This window comes from Streptomyces phaeochromogenes, assembly GCF_001418655.1.
GTDB lineage: Bacteria > Actinomycetota > Actinomycetes > Streptomycetales > Streptomycetaceae > Streptomyces > Streptomyces phaeochromogenes.
This window is the reverse complement of sequence record NZ_LIQZ01000159.1, coordinates 36,974-53,273: the sequence shown is the minus strand read 5'-3', so window position 1 is coordinate 53,273 and position 16,300 is coordinate 36,974. Positions and strand designations below refer to the sequence as shown.

Below are 16,300 nucleotides of genomic sequence, written 5' to 3'. Positions count from 1 at the left end.
TGAGCAGGGCGGTGTTCCGAGGCTGCGCTACTGGGGGATGGTGAGCAGGATGCGGCCGTGGCCACCGCTGGCGTCGACGTGGTCGTGGGCCTTGGCGATGTCGTCCAGCGGGTGACGGTCGCCGAGGGCGACGGTGAGGGCGCCGACGGCGGCGGAGGAGGTGAGGTCGCGGGCGGCCTGGCGCTTGGCCTCGCCGGGGAAGTCGTCGCTGCCGAGCAGCCGCAGGGTGACGTTGTTGAACAGCAGCGGCCAGAAGGGGATCTCGGTGCGGTCCGTGCGGGTGGCGTAGGCGGCGATGACGGCGTTGTTGGCGGCGACGGCGTTGTCGAGATCGGCGTTGTCGGACAGCGCGACCTCGACGATCCGGTCGACGCCCCGCGGCGCGTACGAGCGGATGGCAGCGGCGGGCTCGCCAGTGTCCAGGGCGATGGCGTGGGCGACGGCCGGGTCGACGCGGTCGAGGTCCGCGGTTCGGCGGACGGTGGCGATCACGGTGGCGCCGGCCCGGTGGGCGAGCTGGGCGGCCAGGGAGCCGACACCGCCGAGAACTCCGTGGACCAGAACCAGTTGGCCGTCGACCGGGCCGTCGGCGAAGACGGCGCGGTGGGCGGTGATGCCGGGGATGCCGAGGCTCGCGCCCAACTCGTCACTGAGGTGGTCGGGCAGGGGTGCGGCCTGGTGGTCGGGTACGACGGTGTACTGGGCGGCCGTGCCGAAGGGGCGGTAGGACTGGGCGCCGTATACCCAGACCCGTTGTCCGACGCGGTGGGCGTCGACTCCGGCGCCCACCGCGTCGATGACTCCGGCGGCGTCGCTGTGCGGGATCACTCGCGGGAAGGGCATGGACGAGCCGAGCCAGCCGCGCCGTTTCTTGGTGTCGCCGGGGTTGACGCCCGAGACGGTGACGCGGACGCGGACCTCGCCGGGGCCGGGGCCGGGATCAGGGAGTTCGCCGACGTGCAGGACATCGGCGGCGGGGCCCTGGTCGTCGTACCAGGAAGCAAGCATGGGTACCTCCGTGGGCAGTCAGCTCGCGGGAGCGGCGGGCGCATGCAGATCGTTGTCGGTGCAGGCGGTGTCGAACGCGGGCGGCTTCTCCCCGAGGGTCTCGCGCAGCCAGGTCCGTTCGGCGCGGCTGGTGGCGCGGGCGGTGAGCAGCATGCCCCGCCGGTAGGGGTCGGCGACCTCCTCGGCACGCAGGGGCCGCTCGTTGTCGTAGAAGAAGCTCGCCGGCTCTTCCAGGAACTCCAGCCGCCTGCGCAGCACCGCGTGCTGTTCGGCCACGTCGGGCAGGTGGGAGAGGAAGGCCAGGACGACGTAGAACCGGGTGAAGTCGGTGATCTCGTGGTCGGCGGGCTTGCGCAGGCGCTGAAGCATGTCGGCCCGTCCGGCCGCGGTCAGGCTGAGCACGTACCGGGCCGCTCCCGCGGCCGGGTCTGCGCGCCGCTCGATCAAGCCCGCCCTGGTCAGGCGATTGATCGCCGGATACAGGCTGCCGTCACTGACCGGCCGCGTATAGCCGCTCAGCTGTGAGACGCGGCGGCGCAGCTCGTGTCCAGGCAGGGGTCCCTCGGCGAGGAAGCCGAGTATCGCGAGTTCCAGCATGAGTCCATCTTCGCATGCGTAACATCGAATCGACGTGAACATCGATTCGATGTTACGCTTGCAGATATCCGCCCAAACGTCTCTGGAGAGGCACAGCAAGATGCCGTCGCAGTCCACCGAGTCAGTGATGAACCGTTTCGTCGAGTTCATCAACACGGGCAACGAGGATCTCGCCCGCGAGGTCATTTCTCCGGACGCGGTGTTCCACGCGCCAAGTCACCCGGAACCACTGCGGGGGCCCGATGGGTACATGGAAGTCATCGGGATGATGCGCAGCGCCTTCCCCGACGTCCAGTGGACGCTGGAGGAGACAGTCACCGAAGGCAACACTGTGGCCGCGCGGTTCACCATGCGGGGAACCCACGACGGTGAATTCTTCGGGATCCCGGCGAGCGGCAACAAGATCTCGGTGCAGGCCATGAACTTCTACTACCTGGCCGACGGCCGGATCGTCGGCGAACGGGGCCAGCCCGATCTCCTCGGAGTGATGCAGCAGATCGGTGCCGTACCGGCGCCGTGAACCTCGTAGCGCCGGGTGAGCCTTCTGCCGCGCGAGATTGCCGCTGCCGGGAAGGGGCCGTACGGCGCGGTGGCCCAGGGCGAAGGCCCGCACCGGAGCGCGGGCGGCCGGCGCGGGTTCACCGCAAGAGGCCGGTCTTCTTCTTGATCCGGCGTCTTCGCGCAGACAGCGCCCGTTACGGCGAGAGCTTTACACCTTGTCACCGCTGACGTGACCGAGCCGGGTACGGAACTGCTCGCGCTACGGCGAATACTGCAACCCTCGAATACCGACAGTCCACCAGTGGCATCACCCATGGGTCGTATGGCAGCACAGGTCTGTGAACGCCGCTTGATGGTCCAGGTCAAGCCGTGCTCACAAACCCTTTGTTGGCGGAGCTACCGATTCCGGCAACGATGATCCGGTCAAGGCTTGCCGACTGCCTGCGGCCGACGTGCTCCGTCGGATCGAGCAACGGGTCGAAAATCGGTGGTCACTTGAGCTGGCCGGGCCCACGCTGTACGCCATGGAAGAACCGCTTCACAGGATTCGCGCGCTTCACACGGTGTCCACGATCACCGTCTACCAGGCGTACTCCCCTGAGATCGGACTGCCTGCCATCCGAGACGGCCGTTTTCCCGCCGCATGGAGGCCTGGCCGTATGACGTGGATCAAGCCCAGTTTCATGTGGATGATGTATCGCTCCGGCTGGGGCACGAAGGAGGGGCAGGAGACCGTCCTTGCCGTCGAGATCACTCGCGACGGCTTCGACTGGGCGCTGCGCCATGCCTGCCTGTCGAGTTACGTTCGCGGACTGCATCCCGATCGCGGCACCTGGCAGCGTGACCTCAAGCGTGCACCGGCCCGTGTCCAGTGGGATCCCGAACGCGATCTGCATCTGCGTCCCCTGCCGTACCGCTCGCTGCAACTGGGGCTTTCAGGTGAGGCATCGTCGCGTTTCGCGGACGAGTGGATCGTGTCCATCAGCGACGTGACTCCGCTCGCCCACGAGATCCACGGACTCGTCAGGGACGGCGAACTGGACTCAGTCACCGGACTGCTCCCCCAGGAGCAGGGATACCCCGCCGGTGAGGAACCGCCGGCCCACCTGCGCCCCTGACCAACAGCCAGCATCACCCATGTGTCACATGGCAGCACAGGTCTGTGAACGCGGCATGACGATCCACGTCATCCGATCCCGTTTCCACGCCGGAGGGAAACGCCCCTCCGGGCGGCGGGTTGGCCGATGTGCGGGGAGTACGCCTGGTAGACGGTGACCGTGGAGGCTGTGTGGACCGTCCGGATTCTGTGGTGGGGGTCTTCCATGGCCCACAGCGTGGGGTCGGCCGATGCGGAAGGCCACCGGTTTTCGACCGCCGGTCCCTTGGGGGAGAGCCGGTCGCCGTTTGGCCTGAGCTGCTGCTGCTACGGCCGGCCGCGCGAAGCGGCAGGGGCGTATCGCCGGCTTGAGGGCGCAACCGCGGTTCAGCGACGTGGGATTACGAGCTGAGCCGCCAATCCGTCCTCCCCCCTCACGGCCCAACAGCGCCCATCGGATGAGCAGTTGATGCCCAGCAGGAGCGTGCGGTCGAAGCGGGACCAGGTTCGGCCGCCGTCGGCCGTGACGTCGCCGCTGCTCGCGAGTGGGAGGATCCCGCTGCGAGGGGGATGACATCCTTCCTCCGCGGGTGTCTGCCGGTCGCTTTCAAGGGGGAGTGGTCGCACGGCAGGTACGCCTGGCGCGACTTGGTCGTACTCGCGAAAGGAGACCGGCACAGTGGAGTTCGCCTTCGCAGGCCGGGTGATGGAATGGCGCGGGCCGTCGCCGTACTACTTCGTCCCTGTGCCGGATGAGGAGTCCGCCGACATCCGCGAGGTGGCCGCGATGGCTTCGTACGGCTGGGGCGTGATCCCGGTTGAGGCACGGATCGGTGAAGTCGTCTTCGGTACGTCGCTCTTCCCCAAGGACGGCCGTTACCTGCTGCCGCTCAAGGCCGCTGTCCGCAAGGGGCAGGGCATCTCGGCAGGGGACGACGTTGCCGTGGAGATCTCGGTCCGCCTCTAGCCCCGAACGCCGAACCTCAAGACTGACGGCGCGGCTGCCGTCCGTTCCGCGTACCCACAGGGACAGGCAGGCCACTGCCGGTCGTCACCGGTTCCGCGGAGCCCGCCGACCGGGAGGTCGCGTGAGGCTCCCTCCTCGCCGTATGCCCGCTGGAGGGATTCGCCCGGCAGCTCCACCGGGCTTCGATCGCCGGCGACGCAGCACCGTCGAAGGCAGCCGCACTGTCCGGAACCCGGACCGCCCCGGACCGCCCCGGACGTCAGGTCCCTGGGCCGCCCCGGACCGTCCGGTCCCCGGACCCGCCCCGGAAAACCACTCGCCAGTCTCCGGATGCGCGGCGGAGCATGATCACCGGCGTTGACCTCGTACACATGCGCTGCGCACAATCTGCGGGCCCGCGAAGGCCGTTGGCGAACAGGGAGGCCCAATATGGACGGAGATCGCGGTCACCGCGAGACGATCGCTGCGATCGCGCGAAATCCCGCAGCGCCGGCCGACATCCTGCTCCGGCTCCTGTGCGAGGAGGCCGACGTGGCCCGGAACACGCTCGCCTGGCGCGCTCTGCCGGACGAGGTGGTCGACGCCATCGTCGCGCACCCCGACCGAAAGCTGCGGGCCCTGCTCACCGAGAACATCTCCGTACCGGCGGAACAGCGCGCCAGGCTCGTGGACGATCCCGATCCACGCGTACGCCTCGGTCTGGCCGTCGGACCCAACTGGTTCCGGGTCCCCACGCCGCCACTGCCCCTGTCCGCCCAGCAGCGCCTGCTCGCCGATCCGGATCCCAATGTCCGCCGGAACGCGGCCTTCTGTCACGACACGGCTCCGAGCCTGGTCGCAGGGCTCGCCGACCACCAGGACGCGGACTTCCGACGGGCAGCCTGCCGCGAGTGGGCCCTGCTGTCCGAGGACACCCGAAGCCGTCTGCTCCACGACGCCGATGACGCAGTCCGCCGGGCGGCCATGATCGAGGCCTGCCGCGAAGACGCGGCCTGCACGGACCTTCTTCTCGGCGCGGGAACCGAGAGCCTCGACAGCGAGAGCCTCGACAGGTCGGAAGTGATCCGTTGCGGCGCCATGAGCACGGCGACCGCCGAACAACTCGCGGCCGGCGCCAACGAGTGGGACAGACAAGAGCTGGCGGCCAACCTCAGTGTCCCCATCGACATCGTCCGGGCGTTGGCGAACGACGACGCGCACCGCGTACGGCTGGCGGTATCGGTACGCCCCGAGCTGACGGAGACCGAACGCGCCGCCATCGACGTCACCATCAGCCCGTCCGACCGGCTCGCTCCCGTCGAATGGGTTCGCCTCTGTGCCGACCCCGATGTGCTGCGCCAATGCGCCAAGTCGGCCAACATCCTCCTGCGGCGCAGCGCCACCTACAGCCCGCACCTGCCTGCCGACGCCATCGACCTGCTCTCCAAGGACGACGACCACCCCGTACGACTCCTGCTGTGCGAGAACCAGCCGACCGTCGACGGTGAGGTGGTGCTGCAGACCTATCTGGACTGCAAGGTCATCACCAGGGGCGCTCTGCAGGCCCACCCGAACTTCCCGCGCGCGGGCAACGGGCAACGTTTCGCCGACGACCCGGATCCAGAGAAACGACGGCTGGTGGGGCTGGACCTCGAAGCGCCCGTCGACGCACTGGTCCGGCTGCTCGCCGACCCCGACCATCTTGTACGCGCCATGGCAGCCGCCCACCCCGCACTGCCGGTCGACCTCATCCTCGAAAGCTGCGAGAACCCGGACACCTCCTCCGACGCCCTCACCAACCCGAGCCTTCCCACGGACACCATGCACCGATACCTGGATGAAGTGGGTATCCCTCGCTGAAGCGAACAGATCGGCGGCAACGCGAACACTGCGCTGCGAACACCGCGCTGTGAACAGATCCTTGTGATCAGCGGTGACTCCGACAACAGGGGAGTACTCGCGGAGAACCTCCGAGACCTGGCCACTGCCGAGGACGGGGGGCACCTCCACATCGACTATTTCCCCGGGCACTTCTACCTCGCCGAAGGGTCGTTGCCCTTGGTGGTCAACAGCCCGCATGGAGGCATGCCGGGGTGGTGAGAGGCGGGCCGGCCTCTGCGGCCAGTGATCGCGGGCGACCAGCGATCAACGATCCCATCCCCATCCCCACCCCCACCGTCTCCGGACGCCGAAAGAGGGTGCGATCGCGGCGCGGTGATCCACGCCAGGCCGCGTTCACAGAACGCATCCGGGGCGGTTGGCCTCGGACATGGGGGCCCACACCGACTACATCGACACCTTGTCCCATCGCGCGTCCACGCTCCATGCGGCCTCACCTGAAGCGAAGTCAGCGAAGACCGTTGCTACTTGATCCTTCTCGCTCAGCACACACCGGTAGTGCCGGTCCGGCGAACCATCCCGGTGTTCGACGGCAAATCCGTTTGCCGACAGGCCTGCGTTCGGCCCCTGAGCCACCTGGAGGTAGCGGCCAAGCCGCCTCTCCAGAATCAAGAACCAGTTCTCCGCGGACAATCGGCGTACGGCACGTTCGATCACATCAAGGTCCGGGTCCTCGACCTTCAGCCCGACGCACGGCTGAAGACTCAATCCATCTGTCCCGCGCAGCGCGGGCGGAAGGTGAAGCACCTCTGCCTGCGGGTCGAAACAGACCAGTCCATGGCGGCCGGCGAGGGCCACTACCTCGGGCGCCGTCTCACTGGCCCGACTCCACGACAGGGGCATGAGCACATGAGCGGCAGAGACGTCGAGGCCCGCCGTCCACGGCGACACCGACACCGACACCTGCTGGCAGTCGTCTCCCGCGGACGAAAGCTCGGGGAATTCCATGATCAGCGCCTGATGGAACGCGGACACGGCCTCGCTCGCGACAACTCCCGCCCCCGCGAGATCACTGTCACAAAGCCGCTCGTACTTCCCGGCGGCGTCAGAGGCCGAGACCCGCTCGGGTTCGAACCACACCGCGAGATCAAAGCTCATGCCGTCCCATCCGCCGATGCCTGCCTTCGAACGGGACCGAGCCTATGGCGGACCACTGACAACGCCAGTGCCCCTCAACTCGTGCCCACTGCTGCGCTCACCCGTAGTTGATTGTCCGACCGGGAGACCCATGTCAAGCCGTGTCCACAGACCTCTGCGCCCTTGTGGCATCCACAGATGTGTCCCCGCGTGCCGACCTGGGCGGGGGGGCACGAGAGGCTGTGCAACCGTCCGGTGGACTCAAGTGTCTGATGTCTGATGCACAACGCATGAGATCAGGAGAGACGTGGCCGATCGCCGAAACGTGCCACCCGTGGGCCCGGGCGCCGATCCCGAGAAGTGGTTGCTGCGCGTCGGTGTCGTGGGCCTCTTCATCGCGGCCCCGGGTGTGGCGGTGGGCTACTTCGAGGGGTTTCAGGACGGCACGGAGGCCGGTGGCTTCGCCTGGGTCATGACCTTTCTCGGCTGTCTGCTGATGGGTGCCACGGCATTGGCCGGTGTGGGGCGCAGGCTGGATCCCGAGTCGAGGAGGGAGCGTCGCCGCAGGACCGCCGCCCGACGTTCCCGGCAGGCGCCCCTGACTGCCGCGGAGCTCACCCGTGAGACCCTCCTCGCAGCGGCTGTGCGCTCCACGGCTGCACCCCTGCAGCCGAAGCCGCGCGCGCCCGTGACCGACAGTCGGGGGCGGTTGGTCTGGTGGCGCAACCGCGAACTGCTCACCACTTTCAATCTTCCATACATAGCGGCCGGGATCGTCGGCGGGGCGATTGTCGGGTTCGGCGGTGTGCTGCACATCTTCGGGGAGGCCGGCCGCGGTTGGTTCATCCTCGTGGCCGCGGTCGGCGGCCTGGCGGTGCTCGTGTCCGATGTGCGGCTCGTCCGCCGTCTCGCCCGCCTGGCCACCAGCAAGGATTCACACCCGATGTGCTGGCTGCTGCTGCGCGAACCGGAGGCGGGTGAGGCCTACTTGGTGCTGTACCGTGCCGACGACGATCCGGACGAAGCTCCGCCGATGCTTCTGCGGCTCGCGAAGAAGAGCCAGGCACGGCGCCTTCCCCCGTCGGGAGTTGCAGACGTCCACGGCCTGCACAATCCGGTCACCGTGCTCGTGCCGTGGATCGACGGCTCACCTGTGTGGACCCGCCATCCCGTGACCGCCCTCGACCTGACGACTGAACGGGACCGAGGGCGGCTGACCTACCTCAAGGGATCCGAGCCCCACGGTCAGTAGGCGAACTTCGCGACCGGATCCGACAGCGCTGAGCACAGGGTGGGTCCTCTGGGACTGACTCGCCATGTCCCCGCGGTCCCATTCAACAAAGTGGTCGTCAAAGCGGCTTGATGAGCCACGTCAAGCCGTGTTCGCAGCTCTTTCCGTCAAAGGTGTTCGGGCTGGTCGTCCATGGTCGTCGTACCTCTGACAGCGCTGGGCAGCATCAGCCGCGTCGCTGCCACCAGCGCCGCTTCGGCTCGGCCTGCCGAGGATGCTCTGCGGTCTCGTCAAAGGCTGGCGGGGTGTCCGAGGTGAGGGCGTTCAGGGCGGCGCGGATGCGGTCGAAGGAGGCAATCGCGTGGTGACCGGCGGCAGGCAGCGTCACCCCCAGGCAGACCAGTTTGAAACTGTCCCCGCTGAGGCGAGCGCTGATGAACACCGGTGCCCCTACGCACCCCGGCGGCAGGTCTCCGTTCCAACGGATGCTGTCGCCGCTGGTGCGCGTGACCTGGCCGACCACCACAGCCTGCTCTCGGGCGCCGTCCTCGATGATGTGACCCAGCACGTAAGCCGCGATCGGGTGCTCACCGATGCCGGCGATGTCCTCTTCCGTGGCGGCGAGACCGTCGGTGATCTCGTCGGTCGTCCAACTCCACCCCTTGCGAGCGCCGTGCGCGTGCAATCCGGTGGTCGGCATGACCGCCACCCCCAGGTCACCGAGATGAGTCCACCCCTGCGCAAAGTCGATCAACATCAGGTTCTCTGCGCTCATAGTTGGTGTGCACAAGTCCGGCCGCAGAGTGAACTCGGCCATCTCGACTCTCGCCGGCTCGCTGGCAGTCACGAGGTACTGGCGGATGACCTCGTCTTCGGCGGTCGTCTCCACGAGTTCGTTGAACCAGAAGGCCGTGGCGTGTTGTTCCTCCCGGTGGGCTCGCTGGAAGGGAAGCGTCGATCGGCCGACGTGATCGACTATCGCGTCGATGGTCGCACTGTGAAGATCGGGTAGGTCGGACATGACCCGAGAGGCTAGTGCCTGCTCTGAGACAGCTGCCGAGAGGGCTGATGGTCCAAGGAGCACCCTAGACCTCGGGGTCGTCCCAGCTCCTCAAGAGTCCACGGAGGGCCTACGGCGTGGCGTGCGTTGCCGGTGCCATGACCGGCCTCTTCGGGTGGGTGCGGAATCGCCCGGAACCCTCGTGCGTTGAGGACAGTGGGTAAGGGATGCCGGTGGTGTGCGAGCCGATGACCCCGAGTGACCGAGCTGACAGACACAGACATTGGAAGGGGCCGTAATGGCTGCGCAGACGCAGAGGGCCGTACTGGCGGGCGGATGCTTCTGGGGGATGGAGGAGCTGGTCCGCCGACTCCCGGGCGTGACGGGGACCCGGGTCGGATACACCGGGGGCGACGTGCCGAACGCGACGTACCGTAACCACGGCACGCACGCGGAGGCCATCGAGATCCTTTTCGACCCGGAGAAGACCGACTACCGCGCGCTCCTGGAGTTCTTCTTCCAGATCCACGACCCGAGCACCAAGAACCGCCAGGGCAACGACATCGGCCTCAGCTACCGCTCGGCGATCTACTACGTGGACGACGAGCAGAAGCGGATCGCCGAGGACACGATCGCGGACGTGGACGCCTCCGGACTGTGGCCCGGCAAGGTCGTCACCGAGGTGGAGCCGGTCGGCCCCTTCTGGCAGGCCGAGCCCGAGCACCAGGACTACCTGCAGCGTTACCCGGACGGCTACACCTGCCACTTCCCCCGCCCCGGATGGCGCCTGCCCGCCCGCACGGAGGGCTGAACGCGAGGCGGCCCGGCGAAAGGCGGGGGCCGACCGGCCGAGGCTCCGTAGCCGGGCCCCGCTTTCCCTTGCGGAGCCGGCTGGCCCCGCCGTGCACGAAGAGTGCTGCGGTGAAGGCTGCCCGTGACCGGCCGGTCAGAGGCCGGCCGGGTGGCTGGAGAGCCAGTCGATGTGCCGGGCGCGCATCCGGTCCCGCTCCTCAGGCGTGGCGAGGACGACATCCGCACCGCCGTCGTACGGGTGGTGGATGCGGCGGAGTTCTGTATCGGTGAGGAACACCTCGACGAGCGCGTCGTCCGCGACGGCGCGCAGCAGATCGTCGGCGCAGCCGCGTTCCCACGGGCGCCGGTCGGCGTACAGACGGCTGTGGACGTGGAACTCCGGGTCGGGGTCGTCCTGCTCCGACTCGGTCCACCAGCGGATGCCGTCAGGGTGCAGCGTCTGTCGTGGCTCCGGCTGGATGGCAGGTCCCGTCGCTGTGCCCGACCAGTCCACGGTCACCACGAACACATCCGTACCCGCGAAGAGTTCGTCGAGGACCGTGTTGTAGCGGTCCAGCACGATCGCGTACTCGTCCTCCGACTCCGGGTAGCGCTTCGAGCCGGGGAGGCTGTGGAAGCGCACCCAGCGGTCGGCGTACGTACTGCGGAACGTGTGAGCGACGGGCGGACCCGACGGCCACCGTTTCTGCCACAGCGCCGCCAGCGACGCGGGAGTGAAGCCGACGCTCATCGATCCGCCTTCGCGACACCGACCGGGCGGTACACGCCGGCGCGGCTCCCGCCCCGGCAGCACCCGTTCAGGATTCCGCTGCTCGAAAGATACGGCTGGTGGCCGCCATCGTCGGCGATATTCCTCGGGCTCAAGGTGGGCATCCTGGTTCAATCGGGGAGGGCAAAGGGCTTGCGGGTCGTCCTGCCGGAGGGGGCGGAGAACGTGCACGAGCGGCAGGTCATTCTTAACAAGCTCGCGCAAGGGATTCGGCCCATGGCCGAAGGCAAGGCATGGTTCACCGCCCTCGCCGAGGACGAACAGAGCCTTGTCCTGAAGGAGTTGGTGCAGTTCTGCGTTCAGGCACGCGCCGTCGAGACGGATGCCCAAGAGGCGATCGCCCGCTCCGGAATGCGTCCGACCTACACACCGGCCGTGATGCTGACCCGCTGGCGGCTGAACATGTCACACCTGCCGCCCTACGACCGAGCCAGAGCGTTTCGCCTGCTGGTCGCACTGTTCGCCATTGCCGACAACCGTCGACGCGAGCGCTACTGCGCCGACGGTTGCAGCCATGCGTGGCATCAGCTGACCGCTCATCGGGACGAGGGCCCCGCCGTCACGTGATCAGCCCTCTACGGGAGCGACACCGATCGGGCAGGACACACCAGTCCCGCAGCACCCCGCCGGATTCTTGTCGAGGTACTGCTGGTGGCCCAACTCGCTTGTGAAGTACGCCGCCGGTCCTGGTCAGGCGACTGGGCGCGTCTCACACGGCTGCGGCGGCTGGCCGATGTCTCGCTTCCACCACTGGCCATCTGTGTCTCGGAAGCCGAAGGTGATCACGAGCCTCATATCGCGTTCCGGTGAAACGGGTACGCCTCCCGCATCGAGCAGCTGCACACGCGACGTCAGTGATTCTCCAGGCTGCAAGATGCATGCCGTCGAAGTGTTGTTCGAGGTGTTCGGGTTGAGGCGCCAAGTGACTTGTGGTTCTACCGCCGTGTTGACGCGGAGGAGGTCCACGTCGGCGATGGCGGCGGGTGCACCGTTGGTGATCACGACGTCAATCGTCGTGCTACTCGACCATGGGGCGGAAGCCGTGACCAAGGATGCGCGGCCCGCAGCCGAGCGTGCCTGTAGGACTGCGGCTTCGCTGTCTGCCTTCCGTGCTCTGCGATGCGGGACAACGAAAGCTGCGATCGCGGTCAGGAGTGCTACGAGCGTACTGCCGACCGACCACGCCTCACCCATGGCTCGCTCCTGACTGGTTGGCTCTGATCCGTCACCGGGCAGTGCCGCGCTCCCTGGCTGACTGAAACCCTGTCCACCATGCATAGCGCCGCTGAGTCAGGATGCCCCGCCGCAGGGTCAAGCGGTACTGATCGAGGGCAGGCAACAGTTGTCGCCTGGCAGCCGAGTAGGAGTCCGCCGGCATTGTTGCGGCAGCCGCCCGTGCGGCCTCGTTTACTGGTGCCCCGCTTGTGACGGGTGCCTGGAAGAAGCACCAGACAGCGGTGACAAGGGACAGCGTTGCCACGACGGCCGCGGCCCCGCCTATGAGTTGATCCACGCCGCGAGGAGCAGGACAGCAGTGATGGCGATGGCCAGATGCTGCCGAGGAGCCGAGGAACGGCGAGTTCCCCGCTCAATCGCGCGGGGTGGGTGCCGGCTCGGGCTGCTGTCGTTCGGCGTGGTTGTGTTCGTGCCTGAGCTCTCCGGTGATCAGCGTTCGATGAAGCGGGACTCTGGCCAGGCAGTGATCGGCTCGGTGGACGTCGAGTAGATCTCCAGCAGTGAGAGGTAGCCGTCCTTCGTGAAGACCATGACGCCGGCGTCCTCCGGTTCGGTGTACCAGGCGTCCGCGGCCGGATTGCGGTGAGCGGGGGCCGGCGGGACCGCCGCATCGTCCACCACAAGATCGACCGTCACGCAGCCACAACCACACGAGCCGGCCACCTGCGTATGAGGGATCTGGTCGCGCAGCGCGCTGCTCACCGGATCGGCGCCGGTCAGCAGCGCGTTCAATGTCGCCGCGACGTTCAGCGGGAGGGGCTCAGCCATCGGCCTGGGCTACGCCGACCGGGCAGGAGACGCCGGTCCCACCCAGCCCGCAGCACCCGTCCGGGTTTTTGCTGCCCGAAAGATACTGCTGGTGGTACCCCTCAGCCGGATGGAATGTCCGCCCCTCCGCCGGGAGGATCTCCGTGGCGATCGTGCCGTAGCCCGAGACCGTGAGGACCTTCTGGTAGGCGGTGCGGGAGGACTCGGCGGTTGCTGCCTGGGGCGGGTCGTGGGACTCCCGGAAGAGCTTGAGGAAGCTCTCGTACGGGATCACGGCGGAGTTGTGGACGACTCGGACCGCTTCGGCGTGGCCGGTCAGGCCCGAGCAGACCTCCTCGTATGTGGGGTGCCCGGTGAAGCCGCCCTGGTAGCCCGCCAGGATCGTGTGGACGCCGGTCGGGAGCTGCGAGAACTTGCGCGCCGCGCCCCAGAAGCAGCCCAGGCCGAAGTCGGCGATCTCCATGCCTTCGGGGTACGGGCCGAGCAGCGGGTTGCCGAGGACTCTGTGCCGATCGGGGATGGAGTACGTCGGTGCGCGGCGCCCGCGCAGAGCCTGCTCGAGGGTGGGCAGCCGAGGAGTACGGCCGTGCGGGAACATACGGTCTCCTCGGCGATTGACTCCGGTGGCGGCAACGGTTGAGCCCCCTGCAACAATCCGGGCCGGTGTCGGTTCGGCACCGGCCCACCACTTGGCCATCGGGCAGCCACCGCCGTTCCGCCCGTCACCGTCACCGTCACTCCGCCCGGCTCCGGCCATTTGTCGGCCGGTCGAGGGAGGGCCGCCCGAAGGCGGCCGGCGCGCTCAGTGCGGCAGCGTAGCCGGGCTCCCCCCGTTCGCCTCGTAGCCGCCGACCGCCAGGGCGCGGTACACCGCGTAGTCCGCTGCCGGGTCGGATGTCAGGGTCCAGGGGAGGGCTCCCACGTGGCCGTCGACGTGGACCAGCTGGGTCATGGCCTCCGACCAGCGTTCGCTGCGGACCAGGAAGCAGACCAGGAGGTGGCGGACGTGGGCGAGCATCGGGTCGTCGGGGCGGGCCGAGTGGACCGCGTAGAGGGCGCCGTGGACCGCCTTGGTGACGACCTCGCTCTGGTAGAAGCTGCTGACCAGGTTCACCTCGGGGAGGTGCTCGAAGACGGCGAAGAGGGGCATCGCGGCCAGGAGGGAACCCTGGGGCGCCCGGGCCGCCGCCGCCTCCGCGAAGGAGTACGCCACCTCGCGCGAGCCGTGCCACTTCTCGCACCAGTAGTGCAGCGCCGCCAGATGCGCCCCCATGTGCGCGGGCGCGCGGTCCAGGATCTTCAGCCAGACCTTCTCGAACTCCGCCTGGGGGTAGTCGAGTCCGCGGCCCACGGAGAGCTCGATGACGTACGGGATCGGGTCGCCCGGAGACAGCAGCGCGGCCTCACCGCAGGCCGCCCTCGCCTCCTCCATGATGATCCGGAACTCGTCCGTCCCCGGCGACGACGTACGCCACGCCTGCTGCACCAGGAATTCCGCGTGCACGGCGGCGCCGCCCGCGTCCTTGGGATTCTCGGCCCGCCACACCCGCAGCCACTGCCCGCCGGGGGAGTCGCTCACCCCGCCGGGGCGCTGCTGCAGCTCAAGCGACGCGGCGCCCGCGAAGGCCTGCACGCGCTGCCAGCGCCGCTCGCCCTCGATCTCGGTGCCGGCCAGGAGCTGCGACGCCGCCCGGTAGTCCTGGGCGCGCTGCACCAGGTCCAGGACCTCCAGCAGGTCCTGGTCGGGGCCGGGCATGCGGATGTCCAGCTCCTCCTGGCGAAGGAAGCCGTAGTTCGCCGGGTCGGCCGCGTCCGGGTCGCCCGGAGCGACCTGCTGGATGCCACCGGCACGCCTGCGCAGAAGGTACGGCCAGAGGATGAGGCTCACCATGAGCATCGCCATCAGGACCCAGAGAATCTCCATGCCCCAAGCGAACCAGACTCGTCCGACAAATGGCGAACCCGGTCACCGCTCCTGTGGAAAACGGTCGGCGCCTCCTGTGGAAAACCCGCGCGCATCCTGGTCCCAGGCCCGCGCCGGACCCGCCGCCAGGCCTGCGCCGGACCCGCGCCAGACTCGCACCAGACCCGCGCCCACCCCCCACCCCGGTCCACACCCAAGCCCCATGCCGTCACTTTCCCCGCGAGCGCATTACCCTCGGTGCCCATGAGCGACAGGCACATCAGCCAGCACTTCGAAACCGTGGCGATCCACGCGGGCAACACCGCCGATCCCCTCACCGGCGCGGTCGTCCCGCCGATCTACCAGGTTTCGACCTACAAGCAGGACGGCGTCGGAGGTCTGCGCGGCGGCTACGAGTACAGCCGCAGCGCCAACCCCACCAGGACCGCCCTGGAGGAGAACCTCGCCGCCCTGGAGGGCGGTCGCCGCGGGCTCGCGTTCGCGTCCGGACTGGCGGCCGAGGACTGCCTGTTGCGTACGCTGCTCAGCCCGGGCGACCACGTGGTCATCCCCAATGACGCGTACGGCGGCACGTTCCGCCTCTTCGCGAAGGTCGTCTCCCGGTGGGGCGTGGAGTGGTCGGTCGCCGACACCAGCGACCCCGCGGCCGTACGGGCCGCCATCACCCCGAAGACCAAGGCCGTCTGGGTGGAGACCCCCTCCAACCCTCTCCTCGGCATCACCGACATCGCCGCGCTCTCGCAGGTCGCGCGCGAGGCCGGCGCCAAGCTGGTCGTCGACAACACCTTCGCCAGCCCTTACCTCCAGCAGCCGCTCGCGCTCGGCGCGGACGTCGTCGTGCACTCGCTGACCAAGTACATGGGCGGCCACTCGGACGTCGTCGGCGGCGCGCTCGTGGTCGCCGACCAGGCGCTCGGCGAGGAGCTCGCCTACCACCAGAACGCGATGGGCGCGGTCGCCGGGCCCATGGACGCCTGGCTGGTCCTGCGCGGCATCAAGACGCTCGCCGTCCGCATGGACCGGCACAGCGAGAACGCCACCCAGGTCGCGGAGATGCTCACCCGGCACGCGCGCGTGACGCGCGTTCTGTATCCGGGCCTCCCGGAGCACCCCGGTCACGAGATCGCCGCCAAGCAGATGAAGTCGTTCGGCGGCATGGTCTCCTTCCAGGTCGAGGGCGGCGAGGAGGCGGCCGTCGAGGTCTGCAACCGCGCCAAGGTGTTCACGCTCGGCGAGTCCCTGGGCGGCGTCGAGTCCCTGATCGAGCACCCGGGGCGCATGACCCACGCGTCCGTGGCCGGGTCCCTCCTGGAGGTCCCCGCCGACCTCGTACGCCTCTCCGTAGGCATCGAGAACATCGACGACCTCCTCCAGGACCTCAAGCAGGCCCTGGGCTAGTCACCGACGGGCTCACCGGCCGGGCAACGGGACACCC

Annotated in this window: 18 protein-coding genes and 2 pseudogenes; 9 read left to right on the top strand and 11 right to left on the bottom strand. The window is 68.4% G+C overall.

Annotated features, from left to right (window positions below; all coding sequences use genetic code 11):
• Window positions 1–27: 27 nt before the first annotated feature.
• Window positions 28–1,008, bottom strand: a complete 981-nt coding sequence (locus tag AOK17_RS21700) for an NADPH:quinone reductase (RefSeq protein ID WP_055614181.1) — start codon at window positions 1,006–1,008, stop codon at window positions 28–30.
• 18 nt (window positions 1,009–1,026) lie between these two features.
• Window positions 1,027–1,605, bottom strand: a complete 579-nt coding sequence (locus tag AOK17_RS21695; protein ID WP_055614180.1) for a PadR family transcriptional regulator — start codon at window positions 1,603–1,605, stop codon at window positions 1,027–1,029.
• Between the two features lie 34 nt (window positions 1,606–1,639).
• Between AOK17_RS21695 and AOK17_RS21690 the strand changes: the two genes are divergently transcribed.
• The gene (locus AOK17_RS21690; protein ID WP_245697269.1) at window positions 1,640–2,125 is read left to right on the top strand and encodes an ester cyclase; all 486 of its coding nucleotides are present in this window, start codon (window positions 1,640–1,642) and stop codon (window positions 2,123–2,125) included.
• Between the two features lie 505 nt (window positions 2,126–2,630).
• Window positions 2,631–3,224 (top strand): DUF4291 domain-containing protein, encoded by a 594-nt coding sequence (locus AOK17_RS21685; protein ID WP_055614178.1) that lies wholly within the window; start codon window positions 2,631–2,633, stop codon window positions 3,222–3,224.
• A 60-nt stretch (window positions 3,225–3,284) separates the two neighbouring features.
• On the opposite strand, the pseudogene AOK17_RS52365 reads toward AOK17_RS21685, so the two are convergent.
• Window positions 3,285–3,430 (bottom strand): annotated as a pseudogene (locus tag AOK17_RS52365) (DUF4291 family protein); the annotation flags it as partial.
• Between the two features lie 451 nt (window positions 3,431–3,881).
• On the opposite strand from AOK17_RS52365, the gene AOK17_RS21680 reads away from it, so the two are divergent.
• The 3 genes from AOK17_RS21680 (at window position 3,882) to AOK17_RS53975 (ending at window position 6,248) form a co-directional block, all read left to right on the top strand.
• Window positions 3,882–4,169 carry a DUF1905 domain-containing protein gene (locus tag AOK17_RS21680; RefSeq protein ID WP_055614177.1) on the top strand — a complete coding sequence of 96 codons (288 nt, stop codon included), beginning with the start codon at window positions 3,882–3,884 and terminating at the stop codon, window positions 4,167–4,169.
• A gap of 429 nt (window positions 4,170–4,598) precedes the next feature.
• Window positions 4,599–6,008, top strand: coding sequence for a HEAT repeat domain-containing protein (locus tag AOK17_RS21675; protein WP_063997272.1), 1,410 nt, complete (start codon window positions 4,599–4,601; stop codon window positions 6,006–6,008).
• 63 nt (window positions 6,009–6,071) lie between these two features.
• A complete protein-coding gene (locus AOK17_RS53975; RefSeq protein WP_425424625.1) occupies window positions 6,072–6,248 on the top strand; it encodes an Imm32 family immunity protein in 177 nt (58 codons plus the stop codon).
• A 186-nt stretch (window positions 6,249–6,434) separates the two neighbouring features.
• Here AOK17_RS53975 and AOK17_RS21665 read toward each other — a convergent pair whose 3' ends face one another.
• Window positions 6,435–7,145: a hypothetical protein gene (locus AOK17_RS21665; RefSeq protein ID WP_055614176.1), complete on the bottom strand. Its 711-nt coding sequence runs from the start codon at window positions 7,143–7,145 to the stop codon at window positions 6,435–6,437.
• Between the two features lie 286 nt (window positions 7,146–7,431).
• On the opposite strand from AOK17_RS21665, the gene AOK17_RS21660 reads away from it, so the two are divergent.
• The gene (locus tag AOK17_RS21660; protein WP_157881370.1) at window positions 7,432–8,376 is read left to right on the top strand and encodes a hypothetical protein; all 945 of its coding nucleotides are present in this window, start codon (window positions 7,432–7,434) and stop codon (window positions 8,374–8,376) included.
• 205 nt (window positions 8,377–8,581) lie between these two features.
• Here the strand turns inward: AOK17_RS21660 and AOK17_RS21655 are convergent, their stop codons facing one another.
• Window positions 8,582–9,376 (bottom strand): hypothetical protein, encoded by a 795-nt coding sequence (locus AOK17_RS21655; RefSeq protein WP_055614174.1) that lies wholly within the window; start codon window positions 9,374–9,376, stop codon window positions 8,582–8,584.
• A 277-nt stretch (window positions 9,377–9,653) separates the two neighbouring features.
• Between AOK17_RS21655 and msrA the strand changes: the two genes are divergently transcribed.
• Entirely contained in the window at window positions 9,654–10,166 is a 513-nt protein-coding gene (gene msrA, locus AOK17_RS21650) for a peptide-methionine (S)-S-oxide reductase MsrA (RefSeq protein WP_055614173.1), read from the top strand.
• 135 nt (window positions 10,167–10,301) lie between these two features.
• On the opposite strand, the gene AOK17_RS21645 is transcribed toward msrA, so the two are convergent.
• Window positions 10,302–10,790, bottom strand: a complete 489-nt coding sequence (locus AOK17_RS21645) for a DUF3885 domain-containing protein (RefSeq protein WP_055614200.1) — start codon at window positions 10,788–10,790, stop codon at window positions 10,302–10,304.
• A 279-nt stretch (window positions 10,791–11,069) separates the two neighbouring features.
• Here AOK17_RS21645 and AOK17_RS21640 point away from each other — a divergent pair, with 279 nt between their 5' ends.
• Window positions 11,070–11,504, top strand: a complete 435-nt coding sequence (locus AOK17_RS21640) for a DUF5958 family protein (protein WP_245697267.1) — start codon at window positions 11,070–11,072, stop codon at window positions 11,502–11,504.
• On the opposite strand, the pseudogene AOK17_RS52360 reads toward AOK17_RS21640, so the two are convergent.
• The 5 genes and pseudogenes from AOK17_RS52360 to AOK17_RS21625 all read right to left on the bottom strand — a co-directional run.
• Window positions 11,505–11,600: pseudogene (locus tag AOK17_RS52360) on the bottom strand (peptide-methionine (S)-S-oxide reductase MsrA); the annotation flags it as partial.
• A 27-nt stretch (window positions 11,601–11,627) separates the two neighbouring features.
• On the bottom strand, window positions 11,628–11,939 hold the full coding sequence (locus AOK17_RS50805) for a hypothetical protein (protein ID WP_157881369.1): 312 nt from the start codon (window positions 11,937–11,939) through the stop codon (window positions 11,628–11,630).
• Window positions 11,940–12,602: 663 nt separating this feature from the next.
• Window positions 12,603–12,941, bottom strand: coding sequence for a hypothetical protein (locus AOK17_RS21635; RefSeq protein WP_063997271.1), 339 nt, complete (start codon window positions 12,939–12,941; stop codon window positions 12,603–12,605).
• A complete protein-coding gene (locus AOK17_RS21630) occupies window positions 12,934–13,539 on the bottom strand; it encodes a peptide-methionine (S)-S-oxide reductase (protein ID WP_055614171.1) in 606 nt (201 codons plus the stop codon). The genes AOK17_RS21635 and AOK17_RS21630 overlap by 8 nt, the downstream gene beginning before the upstream one ends.
• Before the next feature lie 204 nt (window positions 13,540–13,743).
• The gene (locus AOK17_RS21625) at window positions 13,744–14,865 is read right to left on the bottom strand and encodes a hypothetical protein (RefSeq protein WP_055614170.1); all 1,122 of its coding nucleotides are present in this window, start codon (window positions 14,863–14,865) and stop codon (window positions 13,744–13,746) included.
• A 243-nt stretch (window positions 14,866–15,108) separates the two neighbouring features.
• On the opposite strand from AOK17_RS21625, the gene AOK17_RS21620 reads away from it, so the two are divergent.
• Entirely contained in the window at window positions 15,109–16,263 is a 1,155-nt protein-coding gene (locus AOK17_RS21620; RefSeq protein ID WP_055614169.1) for a cystathionine gamma-synthase, read from the top strand.
• The last annotated feature ends 37 nt before the right edge of the window (window positions 16,264–16,300 follow it).